The sequence below is a fragment of the Hyella patelloides LEGE 07179 genome (assembly GCF_900659865.1).
GTDB classification, from domain to species: Bacteria; Cyanobacteriota; Cyanobacteriia; order Cyanobacteriales; family Xenococcaceae; genus Hyella; species Hyella patelloides.
The window spans coordinates 1-18,239 of record NZ_LR213776.1 but is presented as its reverse complement, the minus strand read 5'-3'; the positions used below and the strand labels follow the sequence as shown (position 1 = coordinate 18,239).

General features: G+C 34.9%; 17 protein-coding genes. 8 read left to right on the top strand and 9 right to left on the bottom strand.

Annotated elements, in window-relative coordinates:
* Positions 1-28 precede the first annotated feature (28 nt).
* The 8 genes from H1P_RS03040 to crtA all read right to left on the bottom strand — a co-directional run bounded on the left by H1P_RS03040 (position 29) and on the right by crtA (position 8,988).
* A complete protein-coding gene (locus tag H1P_RS03040) occupies positions 29-877 on the bottom strand; it encodes an FAD-binding protein (protein ID WP_144864022.1) in 849 nt (282 codons plus the stop codon).
* A complete protein-coding gene (locus tag H1P_RS03035; protein ID WP_144864020.1) occupies positions 846-1,559 on the bottom strand; it encodes an acyltransferase in 714 nt (237 codons plus the stop codon). The genes H1P_RS03040 and H1P_RS03035 overlap by 32 nt, the downstream gene beginning before the upstream one ends.
* Positions 1,560-1,588: 29 nt before the next feature.
* Positions 1,589-2,890 (bottom strand): ABC transporter ATP-binding protein, encoded by a 1,302-nt coding sequence (locus H1P_RS03030; protein ID WP_144864018.1) that lies wholly within the window; start codon positions 2,888-2,890, stop codon positions 1,589-1,591.
* Positions 2,891-2,893: 3 nt separating this feature from the next.
* Complete coding sequence (locus tag H1P_RS03025; RefSeq protein WP_144864016.1) at positions 2,894-3,793, bottom strand: ABC transporter permease; 900 nt, start codon at positions 3,791-3,793, stop codon at positions 2,894-2,896.
* Positions 3,794-3,819: 26 nt separating this feature from the next.
* A complete protein-coding gene (locus tag H1P_RS03020; RefSeq protein WP_144864014.1) occupies positions 3,820-6,177 on the bottom strand; it encodes a GumC family protein in 2,358 nt (785 codons plus the stop codon).
* 412 nt (positions 6,178-6,589) lie between these two features.
* On the bottom strand, positions 6,590-7,324 hold the full coding sequence (hpsJ-A, locus tag H1P_RS03015) for an HpsJ-like protein, cyanoexosortase A-associated (RefSeq protein ID WP_144864012.1): 735 nt from the start codon (positions 7,322-7,324) through the stop codon (positions 6,590-6,592).
* A 28-nt stretch (positions 7,325-7,352) separates the two neighbouring features.
* Entirely contained in the window at positions 7,353-8,033 is a 681-nt protein-coding gene (locus tag H1P_RS03010; protein WP_144864010.1) for a cyanoexosortase A system-associated protein, read from the bottom strand.
* On the bottom strand, positions 8,026-8,988 hold the full coding sequence (gene crtA, locus H1P_RS03005; protein WP_144864008.1) for a cyanoexosortase A: 963 nt from the start codon (positions 8,986-8,988) through the stop codon (positions 8,026-8,028). The genes H1P_RS03010 and crtA overlap by 8 nt, the downstream gene beginning before the upstream one ends.
* Positions 8,989-9,608: 620 nt before the next feature.
* Between crtA and H1P_RS03000 the strand changes: the two genes are divergently transcribed.
* Genes H1P_RS03000 through H1P_RS02990 form a run of 3 tightly spaced genes read left to right on the top strand, consistent with a single transcriptional unit; the run spans position 9,609 to position 12,077 of the window.
* A complete protein-coding gene (locus H1P_RS03000) occupies positions 9,609-10,601 on the top strand; it encodes a hypothetical protein (protein WP_144864006.1) in 993 nt (330 codons plus the stop codon).
* A gap of 30 nt (positions 10,602-10,631) precedes the next feature.
* Positions 10,632-11,258 (top strand): hypothetical protein, encoded by a 627-nt coding sequence (locus H1P_RS02995; protein ID WP_144864004.1) that lies wholly within the window; start codon positions 10,632-10,634, stop codon positions 11,256-11,258.
* 30 nt (positions 11,259-11,288) lie between these two features.
* Entirely contained in the window at positions 11,289-12,077 is a 789-nt protein-coding gene (locus H1P_RS02990) for a hypothetical protein (protein WP_144864002.1), read from the top strand.
* Here the strand turns inward: H1P_RS02990 and H1P_RS02985 are convergent.
* Positions 11,974-12,834: a hypothetical protein gene (locus H1P_RS02985; RefSeq protein WP_144864000.1), complete on the bottom strand. Its 861-nt coding sequence runs from the start codon at positions 12,832-12,834 to the stop codon at positions 11,974-11,976. The genes H1P_RS02990 and H1P_RS02985 overlap by 104 nt on opposite strands.
* Positions 12,835-13,179: 345 nt before the next feature.
* Here H1P_RS02985 and H1P_RS02980 point away from each other — a divergent pair, with 345 nt between their 5' ends.
* The 5 genes from H1P_RS02980 (at position 13,180) to hemW (ending at position 17,979) form a co-directional block, all read left to right on the top strand.
* Positions 13,180-14,541 carry a glycosyltransferase family 4 protein gene (locus H1P_RS02980; protein ID WP_222426901.1) on the top strand — a complete coding sequence of 454 codons (1,362 nt, stop codon included), beginning with the start codon at positions 13,180-13,182 and terminating at the stop codon, positions 14,539-14,541.
* 283 nt (positions 14,542-14,824) lie between these two features.
* Positions 14,825-15,310: a hypothetical protein gene (locus tag H1P_RS37200; RefSeq protein ID WP_222426900.1), complete on the top strand. Its 486-nt coding sequence runs from the start codon at positions 14,825-14,827 to the stop codon at positions 15,308-15,310.
* Positions 15,306-15,683, top strand: a complete 378-nt coding sequence (locus H1P_RS37195) for a GNAT family N-acetyltransferase (protein ID WP_222426903.1) — start codon at positions 15,306-15,308, stop codon at positions 15,681-15,683. Before H1P_RS37200 ends, H1P_RS37195 begins: the two co-directional genes overlap by 5 nt.
* 263 nt (positions 15,684-15,946) lie before the next feature.
* Positions 15,947-16,801 (top strand): metallophosphoesterase, encoded by an 855-nt coding sequence (locus tag H1P_RS02970; protein ID WP_144863998.1) that lies wholly within the window; start codon positions 15,947-15,949, stop codon positions 16,799-16,801.
* Positions 16,798-17,979: a radical SAM family heme chaperone HemW gene (hemW, locus tag H1P_RS02965; protein ID WP_144863996.1), complete on the top strand. Its 1,182-nt coding sequence runs from the start codon at positions 16,798-16,800 to the stop codon at positions 17,977-17,979. Before H1P_RS02970 ends, hemW begins: the two co-directional genes overlap by 4 nt.
* The last annotated feature ends 260 nt before the right edge of the window (positions 17,980-18,239 follow it).

The following is an 18,239-nucleotide window of genomic DNA, read 5'->3' as shown; positions in this document are numbered from 1 at the left end:
CCTAGTATTTTAAATCTAGAAAATTAATTTAATCCACAAAAATAATTTCAATTTTAGCTATTTTTCTTTTTAAAAAATGAATTATTTTTGCTGCTGTAATTAGTAACATTAGCGGAATATAACTTTCAGATTTATTTAAAATCCAATTATTTGTTTTAGAAGAAAAACTAGCTTTATTGATATGCCAACCTCTTAATTTATTCAATATATAAGGATCGGCTTCCTTAAATACAGAACCACAATTAGGTGCAGAATAATCTTGATTTTCTTTTGACCATATACATCTTTGCGTGATGGGATTGCCTTCTAACTGAATTTTCTGAAACTTAAATACTGCACTCAAAATCAGCTTCGACTGAATACCAGTAAATATTGTTTGTCTATAACTCTTGACAATTTCTTCGTTAGTTAGAGTTTTAACACGATTGTCTTCAAAATCAAAAAAATCAACAGTCTCAACGAAATCGTAAATAGTGCGCTGAAAACTTTTACCTCTTCCAGCATTCATAGCTAATGCTCCGCCAATTGTAGCTGGAACTGATGCCAGATAATAGAAAGAATCAAGAGAATTATCAAAACAGTATTTTAAAACATCTCTTATTAAAGTAGATGAAGATGCTCTAATTTTGTTTTTTGATAATACATCGATCTTCTTGTGCAGTTGATTTTTAAGAATTAGCGATTTAATATTTTTGCGGGCAAATAAAGTATTAGAGCCATTACCTAAAATATAGATTTTACGATTATTAGCTTTTGCCCAAATACAATATTCTTTAAACTGCTCTAAAGTTTCAAACTCAGCATAGTTTTTGAAATTATGAGTAGTTCGATAATAGGATAATTTATTACTTGTAATTGATTGAATTGGACTCAACATATCCCTTTTGTTTATTATTTTGTAGGTATTTTAGTTGTTCTGGAGCTAAAATTTGACCACCAACGCCACCGTAACAGTTTTTCGACTCTAAATTTTGATAGTGTTCGGTATCTCGATATTTCAATACACGACTTGGCTGATTACCAACTATTGCTAACGGCGGTATATCTTGAGTTACTACTGTACCTAGACCAATAATTGCCCCGTCTCCAATATGGACACCAGGAACAATACAAACATTCATACCAATCCAAACATTTTTGCCGATTACAACAGGCTTTCTAATTTCTTTATGATCGTAAGGTAAAGCTTCTCCACGATAATTATGATTGACGGTATATATAGTTAAGTTGCGACTAATATGAGCATTGTCTCCAATTGTCAATCCCCCTGCAGAAGAAAAATAAGCATTTTCATTAATATGAACATTGTGTCCAATAATCATATTCTGGGGACTGGAAATAAACATTTTGCCATTTAACCTGACTCCGTGACCACAGAATTTAAGCTGCTGTAAAAGAGTTTGATTTCTTAATGACTCTTTTTGTTTTTCTGATTGTTTCAATTCTTGGATGAAAAAATCATTATTAGCTAATACAGCCGAAAATTCTTGACTATTAGCTAAATATTGAATTCCTTTAGACAAATAAGACTTTATCTTAGATTTAAATAATTTCTTCATTTCACATGAGTTATATTGCTCAACAATAGTTAATATTTAGTAGTCAAATAATTCCATTTTCTAGGATGATAAAATAAATTTCTACCATTCAAATAAGTAATTTTATGAGAATCTTTAATTTCAAACCTTAAAGAAGAAACAATATCAAAAGCGTAACTGTTTTGCTTTTGCAGATGTATCGCCATTTCATAAGTACCAGGTCTAAGATAACAACAGGGTAACTGTAACTGTATTTCTAATTCTCCTAGTTGAGTTTTAATGCATTTTTTATCAAAACGACTAGACATTACTAAAATACTTTCATTGTCTTTAGTTAGATCGTTGATAGCAAAATAAATAAAGATTTCATCAATTTTTTGATGTATTTTACACCCAACACAAAAACTAACATATTCTCCAACTTCTGGAAAATCTATAATATTGCCATCTATATCTTTGAAACAAAAATATCTAATATCTGCACCAGAACTTGCTATTGGGGTCTTTTCCTCAAAGTAAACTTTTCCATGATATATTTCCTGTTCCTGGATAAATAAATCTGCTTCATATTTCCTTACTACTGAATCTGTTAAGCCATCTGCAATCATATTTCCTTTTGATAGATATACAGAATGATCGCATATACCTAAAATTGCTGCTACATTATGAGAAACTAAAACAAAAGATGAACCTTGACTCCGAATTTCGTTGAGTTTTCGGTTACATTTGGCTCTAAATTTTGCGTCTCCAACAGCCAATACTTCATCAATCAACAAAATATCTGGTTCGGTATGAATGGCACTAGCAAAGCCTAAGCGTGCAGCCATTCCAGAACTGTATGTTTGCACAGGAGAATCAATAGCCTCTCCGATCTCTGCAAATTCAACAACATCATCAAATCTCTCATCAATTTCTTTAGTGGATAACCCCAAGATTGACATATTGGCATAGATGTTTTCTCTTCCTGTGAGGATGGGATTAAAACCTGCGCCTAAAGCGATTAGAGGTGCAACTCTACCAGTTACTCTTACCGTACCGAGATCGGGTTTAATTAAACCTGCAATGATGCGTAACAGAGTTGATTTACCGCTACCATTTTTACCCACTAAGCCCAGTGCTTCGCCCTTTTTAAGTTGAAAATTGACATTATCTAAAGCCCAAAATTCTTTGGTTCTTAACTTATCGCTTTTTGCTCTAAATCCAGTTAATTCGCCAGCAATATCCTGTACTCCGTAAAATAGAGAACGTTTTAAATCGCGACAAAACTTTTTAGATACTCCTTCGACGGAGAGAACTACTTCACTATTGTCAGGAGAAGGTTCAATTACTTTTTCTGGGGTAAGATTAATCATTTTCTAGGAACTAATTCTTTCTACTATGTAAGGCATTGAGATGCGGTAAACAATCCAAGCAACTAGCAAACCAACTAAGCTGATACTACTGGCAATCCAAAAACCTATCGGATCGGAAATAATTCCCGTAGTGGCTAATTCTCGCGTGGTAACTAATAGAGGTGTCACGGGGTTAAACTTGATAATTACCCCAAATAAACCACCACCACTGGGTACGGGATAAACGACAGGAGTTAGAAATAGCCAGAAGCTAGTTGCTAAGGTGATAACTTGCGAAACATCCTGATATAAAGCTCCGATAGGTGCCAATATTAAACCAAAAAATGTTCCTAATGCTACCAAGTGAATTAAAGCTACGGGAGCTAAAATTACACTAGTACTCACAGGCATTTTGAACCAGATAAATATCAGGATAATCAAAATTAACTTGATGCCAAAATTAAAGAAGACTTCTCCCAGCTTGCTTAAAATCAGTGCTTCGCGGGGAAAATTAATTCTCGCTAACATGGCTTTTCCCGCAGTTACTCCTTGAATAGGTGCATTGAGAGCTTCGACAAAAGTTTGCCACAGCGTCATACTAAACATGACATAGGCGGGATAAGGTAAATCAGTCGTACCGATATTAACAATCCCGTTATTTTTTGCTAGGGTAAAACTTGCTGCTGTAACCACCGCAGGAATTATTGCCCAAAAGATACCTAAGAAAGATTGACGGTATTTAGCACTAATGTCTCTAACCAAGAGTCGCCAAGCTAATTCACGAGAAGCAAGTAGATCGCGCCACATGATTTTGACTAGCTGGATCGGATGTTTGATTTGACTTTCTGGAGAGTAGATATTCCAAGTTGCTTGACGGGAATGTCTGATACTGCGATTAATTTTTCTTTTTGTTAATTTATTCATCACATTGCCTCTGTTAGCAACTGGTTTTATCGACGGCGGAATTGTTGCATAATGCCACTGTTTTCTTGTTGATTCTCATTACCACTATTAGTAGGTTGATTGTAGTAGTGTGAGTAGTAAGAATAGGAATAGTAGTCTAAGTCTTTCTCCACAAAGTTAGCGACAAATCCAGCTAAATTAGAGTGATTGCCTTGCAAGATTTCCAGGGTATGGGAAATAGATTTCTGAGTCGCGCGTTCGATTCCTACTACAAATAAAACTGTATCCACAAGATGGATAATGCTTTGAGCATCTGCCATTATGCCAATAGGTGGTGTATCGATTAAAACATAGTCATAAGATTCTTCCCATTCTTTCAAAAGCTGAGCCATTTTTGGCGAATTTAAGATGGCGATGGGGTTCGGTACATTAGAACCTGCGGTCATAACATCTAGACCATCTACTATGTTCGGATTGACAATTTCTGACCAATGTTCATCAGAAACAATAGCTTCAGTTAAACCTTTTTCGTTAGACTGTTTCGTGAGTTTATGCATTTTAGGCTTACGCATATCTGCATCAACAATTAAAACTCGCGAGCCTAAATCGGTAAGAGCTAAACCCAGGTTATAAGCAGTAGTACTTTTTCCTTCAGAAGAAGTGGAAGAAGTTAAAACTAATGATTTAATTTTGCCTGATTGAGCCATCATATAGCCCAGGTTCATCGCAATAGCACGAAAAGCTTCCGTAAAAGAAGAGTAGCTATAATTGTAGCCTTTTGAGATATTAATTTCTGCTTCATTACTAAGAACTATACGAGGTTCTAAAACTTTAGGTACAGCACCCAATAAAGGTAGTTGAGTTATTTGTTTGACTTCGTCAATTAATTTAACTCTAGTATCTAACTGATGTAGTAGCCAGGCAGTTAAGATGCCAATAAAACCACCGCCAGCCAGAGCCAAAGCTAAACCTCTTTGGATATTAGGCGAAATTGGCTTATGGGGTAGATAAGGCTTGTCGAGAACTTTCCAAGGAGCAGTTTCTTGAGCAAGAGATATCTGCAATTCTTGTCGTCTTTTCAATAAATAGTCAAGTGATTCTGACTTAACTACTAACTGACGTTCTAATTCTGCATAAGCCTCTTGTAACTGAGGTACATCTTGAAAGCTATTTTCTACTTTAGCTTTGGCTTTGTCGGTTCCTCCTATCTGACTTTCGAGAATTGCTATTTCATGTTTGGCTGCCAGAAGTTGATTCCCTAGACTTGCGAGGATGTTACCTTGAGAGTTAACTTCTGAATTTTCCGTAGTTGATTCGCTTTCAGTTGCGTTAGTAATGCTAGTTGTGGTATTAGTATTATTGATAATTTCTGCTGAAGTCGCGATCGCTTTATCTAAGACAGCCTGAGAGACAGTATTTCCTAAGACTTGTGTAGCTCGCTCTCTCAACAATTCTTGAAGTTCTTGTCCTTTATCTTTAAGGTCTTGCATTATAGGGAAAGTATCCTTAAAGTTAGTGCTATTTAAAAGATACTGAGTTTCTAATCCACTTAGTTGAGTTGCTAACTTTCGATAAACCCCATCTTGACTTAAAACAGTAGATGCCAGGATAGTATCAGGCTCTTGACCTAGTTGTTGCAGTTGAAAATATAGTTCTTGATACTTGCTTTTAGCTCTCGCAAGAGCTATTTCTGTTGACCTGGAATCTTGTTCTAAAGATTGACGGAACTTACTGACATCAGAAGCATAAATATTGGGATCGACTAGATTATTTTCTTGGCGAAAACTGCGTATGTCATAGGCTACTTTATCTAAATCCAGTTGAGAATCTGGTAGTTGTTCATCGATAAAATCAATAGCATTAGCTGCTTGAGAACGCTGTTTATCTAAACTATATTGAACATAAACTTTACCCAGAGCATCTAATACTTCTTTGGCTCTTTGAGGAGAAGAATCAATAAAGGAAACCGTCAAAACGTCTGTAGGAATCTCGTTAACTTCCTGAGTATTAATAGATAGTTTACTAATAACCTCACCTACTGATAATCCTTTAAAAGTATTAGGATATTGAGCTATAGCTTGAGAAATTAGAGAGTTGCTTCTGAGTACTAAGATTTCTGTTGATAAATCTCTCAGACTAGAAAAGGCACTTCCTCTTGTCATATTACCAGGAACAATACGGGCAGATTCTTTAGTTTGAGGATTTTCTAGAAGAATAAAGGTTTCTGATTGGTATTTCGGTGTCTGCAACATAGTAGGAATAAAAATTCCTGCAAATACTGTTGTACCAACGATTAAAGCTGGTTTCCAGCGACGAAAAATTATTTGCTTAAGTTCAGATAAAGAAAAGCCTGTTTCTTGAGAAGGTAACTGAACAAATTCTGGATTATTTATGGGATTATTCATTCTAATTATTTAGAACTAAAGTTTTGGACGATCAAACAGTTGGGAAATTACTTAATGATAATTCTTTATATATTCAATAAAGTTTCAAACTCAAAAAATAGTTGATAGTTAAATATAAGTATTTAGTCAATAGTTTGCTTTAATATCTAGTTACTAAGCTTATATTATACAGATTATACGTAGGCTGCCTCAGTAAATTCACTCATTTATTTGTAGAGCCTACTAAGTAACAGAATTAATGATTTAAAAGCAGTAGTAAATATCAGTATTAATTAGTAAGCTAAAGGTTATAAAATATCTTGATTATGAGTTTTTGTGTTTTCATAAAAATGCTTTTTAAATAAATTAAAAATTAGCTTTAATAATATATTTAGTAACTCTTAACTTGATTACTTAGTCTCAAGTAACTAATTTAATCATTTTCTGGTTCATACTTAATTCTTGCCCAAAAAGTCTGCTGCCAAATAAATAATAAAATAAAAGCAGAAATCAATGCTCCGAGATTCCACTTAATACCCTGCTTGAGAAGAGTAAAACTTTTACTCGATCGTAAATTAGCAGCTTGAGATTTTAATGTATTTTGGTTTTCTGTGACGCTTTTTAAGATATCGGCTTTGAGTTGCTCTTCATTTACTGACTGTGGAATATTAACTTTGCTATTACTCTGTTTTTGCAAAACATTGCCAATTTGTTCTAGAGATTGTGCTGATTCTAGTTCTGTTTGAAACTTAGCTAAATTTTCAATACGACTACCAATTTGAAGGTTAACTTGAGCATTATTACTATAGTAAATACGGAAACCATTAATAATACTGAGGGGAAAGGTAATAAATAAAAAGATAGCAAAAATTAAACAGAACCAAGATATCCATCTCAGTAACAAATTTTCTATGGGGGTACGTTCTTCTCTTTCTCCACAAAAGACAAAAACCAGACCCAATAAAACAATGGGAATTCGCTCGACAATTGCTCCCACAGTTTTAAATTCCCAGACAGGATTCATCAATTGAGGTGGAATTAATAAACTAATATAGTCGATCGCAGCCATCACGATCAGTCCATAGCCAACTAAACGTAGAATAGCTAGAGAAAAAACTTGTTGCTCTTTAAAAAAACTAATCACAGGGGAAGTGGGGCTTTTAGTCATGAAATTAATTCCGTATATTTATGCAAATTTATAAACTGGGAAAACGGGGTTGCCACCATTCGTACCAATTTTGCCAAACTTGTTCGAGGATTCCCCTAGGTTGCAGAAAAGAAGAATTATCGTTGGGAATAGAAATCGTTACCCAAAGACAGCGACGATCGCGTATACTATCTTTACCCAACAGCCAATTCCCAAGCAACTTGAGATTTAACTGGCGTCGATCGAGATTTTGCGAAAACTGTTTTTGAGTTACCGTACTATTACCAGTAGGATTGAGACAACTACTCAGATAGGTGCGATCGCGATCGCTAAATATGCTATAGTAACCGTTATCTTGTTGTTCGATCTCTTGGGTTTTTAAACTTTCAGGAGTAATCTTAGTTTGCTCTACTAAAAGACTTTCTACATTACCCCTAGTATCGGTCAAATAATACACTTCAATATCTAATCGGGTATCGTTTTCTTGATATTGATAACGATTTGCCGATTGAATTACATCTTGACTTTTTTCAGAGTTCAATTTACTGACATTTATTGCTTGATTACCCCTATATTCCCAAAAAGGAAGGGGTATCTGTTCGGGAAAAGCAAAAGTAGCTACAGAATGATTTCCTGCATTAGGATTAATAACAGAATAAGTTGCTACAAGACTAATACCAATGGCTGTAGTAGTTAATAACCTGTGATGCCAAAGATTTTTTTTAATCATAATTAGCTGTTCGTTGTTGGTTGTTCGTTGCTACCTTTTCATCGCTAATAGCTTGCCGATCATTGATAACCGATAACTCACTAGGAACTACTAACTGGTTATTATTAACTGATGAGTTTGCTTTCTCTAGCATCCAATAAGCAAAGCCAGAAAAAATTACAACAGCCAAAGTAGAAAAAATCCCATCGCCACTTGAGCCATGCCAATAATCAAATTTAGCTGGCTGGGGAATTAGCAAAGTTAAAATACAAACTCGAATCACTCCTAGGGTAAATCCAATTGCTACCGAAACAGTAGGAATCAAAATTTTTTGCGATTTATTAAAAGGAAAGAAGCACACTAGCAATAGTGATAATTTCAGCATCAGGAGTATCATAGGAACTCCAGCGCAAGGATAATCCACAATCGCTTTAAATTGTCCTAATTCTGGTAATGCAAGGATGACTTGATTACCTTGGTTTGCCACATTAAACCCGACATAATAGAGAATGTAAGTAGCAAGCTTGGCATTTAACACCGTAATTTGAATTAAACCATCTATAAAATGCCCAATTACTCCTGTGGGGAAAAATAAAAACCAAGCAAAAAATATCTCTTTTTTGTATTGTCCAATACCTCGAATACCAGAGCTAATTAGTGCCAAACTAATAGCAGCAAAGAAAGGAATCAAAGGAATTAAAGTAGCCTCAAAACTAAAAAGGGTAGTACTTTTTATTAACAAAATAGTCAATAAAGACAAACCCACAAAAGAAGAAACCAGATCGCTGTTACAGACTAGAGAATCTTTCCGTCGCCACAGCAAGGCGCAAATTGCACTATAAAATAACAGGTCAGTTGTTAAGCTATCTATATCTCCTGTTGTTTTCCAGAGAAGATTAAAGTAAAAAATTCCCAGGCTTACAACACTGATAGCTGCCCAGGTTTTTTTGTCCATTGGAGATCGAGAAATATTCATTGCTTATTACTTTTAAGATGCTATCAAATTACCGATTTTTTGCTGTCAGTATTTATACGTATTTTTCCTTAAATATAAGTAATTGACTAGAGCAAATACGGATGACGATTAATAGGATTTTTGCGTATCAATAGCTATTTAAACAATATTTTTTACGAGTATTTATTATTGTTTATTTGTTTATTGGCTTTGAGCGCAAGCCTAATTAGGAATTGTTTGTTACTTTTTTTATAACTTATTTTATCGGCATTATGGCATTCTGTATCCTTACGATCTAGACTTTCCATCTATTAATTAACAAGCTTAAGCTATTTATTGCTTTTTTTCTTAATAATAATTATTTTTTTATAATATCTATTCTTAATAGAAATTATACTTAGCTACTTAATATGTATTCAATCAACTATTTACGTAAATATTCTGAAATTTTTACTTTTTGGTTGAGGCTTATAAAAATCTAGAGTATAACAGCAACAGTGCTACTGGATTTAAGGATAGCTACTTAAGAAAATTAACTCAACTACTTACAAAAGTTAAGTTGATACTTCTGTAGCCTATTGACCTTTTTCTGTAGTCTTACCTTAGTAAATGTTTTATTTGTATTGTACTAAAGTAAACTAATGCGTATAGTAAATTTGATCTGTTTAAGTGCTATTTTATTACCTTTGACTGAACTATCAGTAGAAGCTCGCACTATTGAAACTACAGCAGACAATATTAAAAATCAAAATCTCTCGGTTCGTAAAGCTGACTTTATCGAACAAAATCAGTGGACAACAAAAGCAAGTTCTCTCTTAGCACAAGCAGAAAACGAGGCTTCTGATAGACCTCAAGACATCGCCAATGGTTCGTGGTCAAACTCTGATGAAGAAGAAGAACCTACAGAGACTTTATTTCAATTGCAACAAATTGGTCGTCGTGACTTTGCTCCTAATAGAGGCGCACCTGGCTTTACTATGGCAAATCCTTATGGGTTTGGTGCTGATGGCGGTAATGCTTATGTAGGTATTGGTTTTACCCCCAATAGTCGCAATGGAGCGGGTTTCGATCAGGATGATCCTGATGGGGTTATTGGCTTTGGTATTGGTGTTGGCAACGCCAGAAAAGCGGTTGGCTTTGAACTCAATTATACCATGGCTGGTTTTGGTGAAAATCGTGATTTTGGTACAGGTGGTTTTAGTGCCAAACTTCATCGTACTATTTCTACTGGCTGGGGAATTGCTGCTGGCTGGAATGGATTTTTAAATATTGGCGATGAAAATGACTTCCAAGATTCTCTTTATCTAGCGACAACTAAAATCTTTTCTACTAGAGAAAATCTCAATTCTGCTTTTAGTCGAGTCGCTTTGACTGTAGGAGCTGGCAATGGACAGTTTCGTACGGAACAAGCAATTGAAGATGATGAAGAAGGATTTAATGTTTTTGGTAGTTTAGCTTTTAGAATTGCTAGACCTGTCAGTGGCATTATCGAATGGACAGGACAAGACTTAGCCGTAGGTACTTCGATCTCTCCTTTTAAAACTGTACCCGTCACTTTCAACTTAGGCTTAAGAGATATTACTGGCGCAGGAGATGGCGCACGTTTTGTTTTAGGAGTCGGCGCAGGATTTTAACTGTATATAGATTAGGTGCAAAAATTAATTATGTTTACGAGCAATAAATGGTTTTTAGCTGGTTTGGTGATTATTGCAGGAGAAATAGCTGCTATTAATCCTAGTAATGCTAATGGTTTTAATCACGATACAACATCAATCCCGACTAATCAGTCTTTAGTCGATACGAGTGTTCCTAGTAATGGCATTAATGGCAGTTTAGATTCTGATACAGGTGTCTTGACAGTAGAAGGATTAGGTAGCACCATTACTCTTTCTCCCGATATCATTCAATCTATTCAAGATATAAGTGGTGTTTCTGGTGGTGAAACCATAACAGGAAATGCCGATACTTTGAGTTCTGATAGCTCTAATACAGTTACAATTTGTTTTTCTGACCCTTGTGTTCCTTCTGGAGAGGGTACTAGGGCTATTAGCTTGAATGATTTAGCCGAATTGATCGAAAATGACCTGCAAAATTCTTTAAATGAACTGGCAGCAGCAGAAGCAGTAGAACAAAGAGCTAGTAATCAGCCTAGAAAATTTGTCAGAAGAAGATCGGCCAATTGTGTCAATCCTGCAATTCAAGCTCGTCAAACTGTGGAGAAAAAGCTTGAAGAATCACAAAAATTTGTGGAGCAGGTGGATCAATTAAACCCAGAAAACAGCATTTGGTAACATCACAAGCTTTGCGGAGAATTAATAAAAATGAAGTTAAATCAGCAAATGATCGATTACTTGACCAGGTTGCAGCCAAAAAAATTATCTAAACTAGCTTTGGTTAGTATTTCCCTCGGCACAATAGGATTTCTCAACGTGTTGAGTCAATCAGCAACCGCCAATGATTATATCGGAAACAAAGGAATTCAATTTCAAGAAAATACCACTATTGAATTTGAATTTATTCAATCTCATGGTGCGTATCAATCTACTTTTGGGATAATTGATTTAGATTCTTGTCAAAATGGTGTGGGAGGAGAAATTATTTTTGAATCTTGTGCCAAAACTCCTTTGCTAGCAGAAACTAAGCCATCTGATATTTATGAAACGGTAAGTCGCCGTTCTACCTATGAAGATAATTTGAGTGGTTCTAACTACGATTTTGTCGGAACACCAGGTAATGCTGTACCTCAACCGATGGTAGAATTTACCTTTAAAACAGGTAAAAGATATGCCTTTTATTTAGAGTCCTACTATGAAGGCAAATTTGCAGGAGTAGTTTACTCCGTAGACTTTTTTAATAATCAAAGCAACAGACAAGCTTTGTTTAACGAAGAAATTCCTACTAAATTAGCTACCAGAAGAAATATCCCTAATTCAGAAATTAATCAGTTTGAATCTTTAGTAGAAGGTGGGCTGTTATTACGTTTTGATGATACAGGTTCAACTTTAGTTAAAGATGGCTATCAAGATGTTGATTTTGATGACTTTGTAGTGGGCATTGGGGGCTATGAGAATTGTATTTATCCTGAGTCGCAATCTCTAAATCAGGAATAATACCGCCATCATTTTGTATTTGAGCAAGTAAAGATGATGATAGCTCTAAAACATTATGCTCTACAGCAATTAAAGATACTTGACTTCTACCAGCAGCATTATTACTAAGTTGCCATTTAAAGGTGCTTAAGACATCCCATTGCAATCGCTCCTGATTGAGATGACTATTTTTAACTCCTACTAAATGAGTCACAAATTCAATAGTTTCTCCTAGTTGCAGACGATAATCAGAAGGATGATCTTCAAAGGTTAAAGTAAATTTTTGCTTAATTTTGGGATGTTGATAATAGTGACGAGAACTGCAATTTTCGCACTTTTCAATATCCCAATAAAAAGGTTGACGATCTGCTGCTTCGTATTGATAGCCACCTGGAGGTGGGTCGTTATAAGGAAGAGATAATAAATTTCCCTGATAATCTGCAATGCCATAAGGGTCTTGTTCTACATAATTTACCCAATTAAAACTTTTATAACCCGTAGCTGCTGCTAAATCATCTAATTCTATAGCCTGTTGTTGCGTATTTTGAGGCACAAATTGAGCAACAATCCCTGAGCCTTCAATCTTAACATTCAGATGCTCGGAAAAATTGAATTTTTGCAAAATATCGGATTTTTGATTGAGTTTTGAACTATCAATAGCAGTACATTCTCGCTTAGTTGGGTCATTATTTGCGGAAAATGCCGAAACCAGATTGTTAGAAGATAAAGTAATAACGCTTAGAGCAGTAAGACCACTAAGTAAAAGTTTTCTATACATCAATCTAAAATTGATTTAATTTTAAAAGTTTGCTTATTAGTTATCTTATTACGTAATTACTCGTAGGTTATTTTACAGGGATAAAAAACATGGCATCTTTATAAAATCCTTAATCTAGTTTGACTTGTTGATTTAGATTTAGTGATTGATAAGGAATTGAAGGAATCAGATAAAATACGTAAATTTAGCTACTTATATTCAGTAATATTTTATTTTACTCAGTAGAAACTATTAGCCAAAAAAAATACCCAAAAAATCATAATCGCGATCGATACTACGTGATTTTTGGGAACTATAAGACAGTAAAAACTCAGTTTCCAGTCGTATCTATAGGTAAAGTTAACAGTGTTTAAATTATCCGATGTGTGGGCAACTCAAATTAAAAATGTTTATATCGATACAACTATTCAAGATAAAGATTTACAAATAGCAAAAGAGTATGACTTTCGTTTATCGATAATTACGCAATTTTATCCACCTGATTACGCTGCGACGGGTCAATTAATTCAAGAATTAGCTACGCAATTAGAGGATAATAATATCGAGGTAAATGTCTTTACTGGACAACCAGGATACGCTTTTAGCGAAGAAAATGCTCCCCCTAAAGAAAAAGTCAAAGGAGTGACTATTAAAAGATCCCGTGCTTCTCGGATGTGGTCGGGAAGAATTACTGGTAAAGCGATTAATGGAATCATCTTTTGTTTGAGAACAGCCTTACATATCGTGCGTCATCGCAAAAGAAATGATGTCTTACTAATTACTACTGCACCTCCTTTTCTTTCTGTAGTTGGTTATTTAACTAATCTCTTTTTTGGAGTATCTTATGTCTGTTTGGTTTACGATCTCTATCCTGATGTGGCGACAGAGTTTGGCTTAATTAGTGACAATCATCCTATCGCCAAATTTTGGAACTGGGTTAATGGGAAGGTGTGGCGCAGAGCTAAAAGCATTATCGTGCTTAGTGAAACCATGAAAAATCGTATTACCGCTAAACACCCTGACACAGATTCTAAAATTGCCATTATTCACAATTGGGCTAATGCAGACTGGATTAAACCTCTAGCCAAACAACAAAACTGGTTTGCTTGCGAACATGGAATCGATCGCAAATTTACTGTACTTTACTCTGGTAATTTGGGGCGTTGTCATGATGTCGATACTATTTTAGGCACAATTAAACTACTCAAAAATGAGCCGATCCAGTTTGTCTTTATTGGTGCTGGCGCAAAACATGATATCTGTCGTCAAACTGTTGCAGATTGGGGTTTTGATAACTGTAGTTTTTTACCCTATCAAGACCGCAAAAATCTCCCCTATTCTCTAACAGCTTGTGATTTGGCTTTAGTCAGTATCGCCCCAGGTATGGAAGGAATCGTCGCTCCTAGTAAACTCTATGGCGTAATGGCAGCAGGAAGAGCGATCGCAGCTATCTGTGAACCTCATTCTTATTTGAGAGAATTACTCGCCGAAGCTGGCTGTGGCGGTTGTTTTAATAACCAAGATAGTTACGGTTTAGCTAATTTTATTCGTTATTTAGCGGACAATCCTCATCTATCTGTAGATATGGGTGCTTCTGGTCGCCAATATTTAGAAACTAACTTTACTCCTCAAATTATTGCTCAAAAATACCATCAAGTATTAAATCCTAATGCATCAGAAGTTAAAAGTCATGCAGTTAGCAATCAGGAGTTAGAAATCAGTAGTTAAGATTTTTAACAACAATTAATACCATTGCTCTTGGTACGTGCAGAAATAAACCAACATCTCTAATACCAATTAGAAGAAAGAATGCAACAGTCGATCACTACTTTCGATATACAAGGGTGAGCATCGCCCACCCTTTCTTTAGATTGAATTTATGTGTAGCTTTCCATTTATCAAATTGAGATAAGAATAGTTTTTTAAGTTAGAGCGATCGCTTTTTACAACCGTCAATAAATTTGTAAGATAAAAAAAGGAAACAATAGCACAAAGTAGAAAGACTTAAAAAATGCAAATCGAGCATTTTGAAAATATAGATTGCTACTATAAAACTGTAAAAGATTATTTGCTACAGCAAGAAGCCACTCACTGTTGGATGTTGGGAATAGGTTCGAGAAAACATTTTACTCAGCAGCCTTATTTAGCTGTAGTAACAGAAAACAATACAGTTTTAGCTACTGCCATCAAAACTCCGCCTCCTGATGAGTTAGTGTTATCAAAATCTGGATCGGAAAATGCGATCGCTATTATTGCCAGAGATTTGGTTTCTCGCGGGGAATCTTTACCAGGTGTTATTGCACCCAAACCCGAAGCACTCACTTTTGCTCAAATGTGGCAATCTTTGACAGGAAAATCTTATCGATTGGGTTTGGCACAGCGTATTTATCAATTAGAAGTTGTGAACCCAGTCAATAAAACTAATGGTTATCTGCGTCTAGCTACTAAAAGCGATCGTGCAACGCCTCACTTCGTGAGATCGCCCTTTATTAATTAGTTGGATAAAAACTTTTGCCGAAGAAGCATTAGGCGAAAATGAACCAGAACAACACTATCAAGAAAATTGCGATCGTCGTCTCAGCCAAAATAGTTTGTATATTTGGCAAAATGATGTTCCTGTATCGATGGCAGGTGTGAGCGGAGCAACTCCTAACGGAATTAGAATCAATGCTGTGTATACTCCTCCAGAATATCGGAGAAAAGGTTATGCAAAGTCTTGTGTTGCCACTTTGAGTAAGTCCTTGTTGGATAAAGGATTTAAATATTGTTTTTTATTTACCGATTTAGCCAATCCCACATCAAATAGAATCTATAAAAAGATTGGTTATGAACCTGTATGTGATTTTAGCGATTATTGGTTTGAAAACTAACCTCAAAATAGAACTATAACACTACGGGACAACATTAGGACGTTTTCTCTTGCCTCTTGCCTCTTCCCTTTGAACAAATCCCTAATGTCTTAAACTAAAAACGTATTGCTATATAATAATCCTAAATGATTTTAAAATCGCTATAGGCTATTAGTTACAAGCAAGCAAATGTGGGGGCAATTTTATCCACTACGTAGTCTTATTCCACTATGCTAGAAGTGGAGGAATTAAACAAAGCTTAGAGCTTATAGCTGGTTAAATTGATGATAGAGACAATAGAGAAAAACACACATCTCGATATTTACTTCGCTGCGGTTGGAGATGTTCATGGTCATATTTATAAGATGCTAGGACTGTTACAAAAGTGGGAAGCAAAACATCAGCAAAAACTAGATTTTGTTTTACAAGTAGGCGATTTTGAACCTCATCGTCATGAAGAAGATCTAGTAACAATGGATGCTCCAACTAAGTATAAAAAGTTAGGAGATTTTGCCAATTTTTATCATAATCAGGCTCGTTTTACTTATCCTTTATATTTTATTGGTGGCAACCATGAACCCTATGGATTTTTAGACTATTTTCCTCAAGGTCAAGAGATAGCTCCTAATTTTAATTATTTAGGAAGAGTTAATCAAATTAAGGTATGTGATTTAAAAATTGTGGGAGTTTCGGGAATATATAAACCAGAATTATTTTCTTATCGCCCGTCAATAAAAGCTATCAAATCTTATTCTAATAAAAAATATATTGGCTTTACCGAAGTAGAAATTGAACAAGCACTTAATTATCAAGATACAGATATTTTAATTATGCATGAATGGGCTACTGATATCTTAAAAAAAGAAGACTTAGATAAACTGCAACAAAGATACTCTAATGCTCGATACGAGCAAATTGGCAATGAATACGCTCGATTATTAATTGAAGCTTTACAACCAAAATTAGTTTTATTTGGTCATATGCATCTTAAATATCGTTCCTCTATGCAAGTTGCTTCAGATAAGATCGGTAATATTTGTTGTTTGGCTAACGTACAACAAGGACAAGATGCTCTTGCTGTATTTAAGAAAACCTCCCAAGGTAAAATCATAGAAGTTACTGAACAAAATATTGAATGATTTATCATAATCCTACTGCTGCTTATATTCATATTCCTTTTTGTCGTCGTCGTTGTTATTATTGCGATTTTGCGATTTCCGTAGTAGGAGATGCTCCCTTACAGAATAGTTCGACAATGGTAGCAGATTATGTAGATCATCTCTGCCAAGAAATTAAACTAACAGCTATTAAAAATGAGCCGTTACAAACTATCTTTTTTGGTGGAGGAACACCATCTTTATTACCAGTAGATAAATTAGCAACAATTTTAACTACCATAAAACAATATTTGGGTATTGCCTCTAATGCGGAAATCTCTTTAGAAATTGATCCTGGAACATTTGATAAAAAACAGCTACAAGAATATTTAAGTTTGGGTATTAATCGTGTTAGCTTAGGAGTCCAGACTTTCGATAGCAAACTACTAGAAATTTGTGGAAGAACCCATAATGTTAAAGATATTTTTACTGCGATCGATTTAATTAAACAAGCTAATATTAAAAACTTTAGTATAGACCTAATTACAGGTTTACCCCATCAAACTATAGAACATTGTCAACACTCTTTAGAAACTGCAATTAAAATTGCACCGCCTCATATATCTTGTTACGATTTAGTACTTGAGCCTGTAACTGCTTTTGGAAAACAATATCAACCAGGAGAAACTCCGCTACCCACAGATGAAACCACAAGAAAAATGTATCAGCTAACCCAACAATTGCTGACACAACAAGGATATCAACATTACGAAATATCTAATTATGCTCAAACAGGATATCAATGTCGTCACAATAGAATTTATTGGGAAAATAAGTATTACTATGGATTTGGCATGAGTGCAGCTAGTTATTTCAACGATCTAAGATTTAATCGTCCTGGCACTCGCAAAACCTATTATGATTGGGTACAAAAAGGAGCAATTATTAATGTTCCAAACCTTACTAAAAATGATTATTTATTAGAAACTCTGATGTTAGGCTTACGCTTAGTAGAAGGTGTCAGTTTATCCCAAATAGCAAAAAATTTTGGAGAACAAACTAAAGCCAATATTTTAACTTGCTTAAAACCCTATTCAGAGCAAAATCTAGTAGTCCTTGAAAATCAAAAAGGAGAAACTAGGCTTAAATTAATCGACCCTGAAGGCTTTTTAATTTCTAATACAATTTTAGCTACTCTTTTTGAAAAGTTAGAAGTATAAAACAGTTATCAAATATGTATTTTTAGATATTGCTGACATGAGAAAATCAGCGATCGCCAAGAGTAACAATACCTGCTTTAATTAATCGCAACACAGTAATTTTCCCTGATTCAAGTTGCCGTTAATCAACCCCTAAACTAACATTATCAACCTCGACAACAACACCATTTCCTTCATTAGCCCATCCTGCAAGCCTGACCAAAATTGTGTAGTCACCATCTTCAGGAGCTACAATCTGAAAATTTTTGGACAGCAAACCA

Excerpts from the sequence above, each read along its gene's own strand:
- H1P_RS03040 (WP_144864022.1), bottom strand. The coding sequence starts at position 877 with ATGTTGAGTCCAATTCAATCAATTACAAGTAATAAATTATCCTATTAT.
- H1P_RS03035 (WP_144864020.1), bottom strand. The coding sequence starts at position 1,559 with ATGAAGAAATTATTTAAATCTAAGATAAAGTCTTATTTGTCTAAAGGA.
- H1P_RS03030 (WP_144864018.1), bottom strand. The coding sequence starts at position 2,890 with ATGATTAATCTTACCCCAGAAAAAGTAATTGAACCTTCTCCTGACAAT.
- H1P_RS03025 (WP_144864016.1), bottom strand. The coding sequence starts at position 3,793 with ATGAATAAATTAACAAAAAGAAAAATTAATCGCAGTATCAGACATTCC.
- H1P_RS03020 (WP_144864014.1), bottom strand. The coding sequence starts at position 6,177 with ATGAATAATCCCATAAATAATCCAGAATTTGTTCAGTTACCTTCTCAA.
- hpsJ-A (WP_144864012.1), bottom strand. The coding sequence starts at position 7,324 with ATGACTAAAAGCCCCACTTCCCCTGTGATTAGTTTTTTTAAAGAGCAA.
- H1P_RS03010 (WP_144864010.1), bottom strand. The coding sequence starts at position 8,033 with ATGATTAAAAAAAATCTTTGGCATCACAGGTTATTAACTACTACAGCC.
- crtA (WP_144864008.1), bottom strand. The coding sequence starts at position 8,988 with ATGAATATTTCTCGATCTCCAATGGACAAAAAAACCTGGGCAGCTATC.
- H1P_RS03000 (WP_144864006.1), top strand. The coding sequence starts at position 9,609 with ATGCGTATAGTAAATTTGATCTGTTTAAGTGCTATTTTATTACCTTTG.
- H1P_RS02995 (WP_144864004.1), top strand. The coding sequence starts at position 10,632 with ATGTTTACGAGCAATAAATGGTTTTTAGCTGGTTTGGTGATTATTGCA.
- H1P_RS02990 (WP_144864002.1), top strand. The coding sequence starts at position 11,289 with ATGAAGTTAAATCAGCAAATGATCGATTACTTGACCAGGTTGCAGCCA.
- H1P_RS02985 (WP_144864000.1), bottom strand. The coding sequence starts at position 12,834 with ATGTATAGAAAACTTTTACTTAGTGGTCTTACTGCTCTAAGCGTTATT.
- H1P_RS37200 (WP_222426900.1), top strand. The coding sequence starts at position 14,825 with ATGCAAATCGAGCATTTTGAAAATATAGATTGCTACTATAAAACTGTA.
- H1P_RS02970 (WP_144863998.1), top strand. The coding sequence starts at position 15,947 with ATGATAGAGACAATAGAGAAAAACACACATCTCGATATTTACTTCGCT.
- hemW (WP_144863996.1), top strand. The coding sequence starts at position 16,798 with ATGATTTATCATAATCCTACTGCTGCTTATATTCATATTCCTTTTTGT.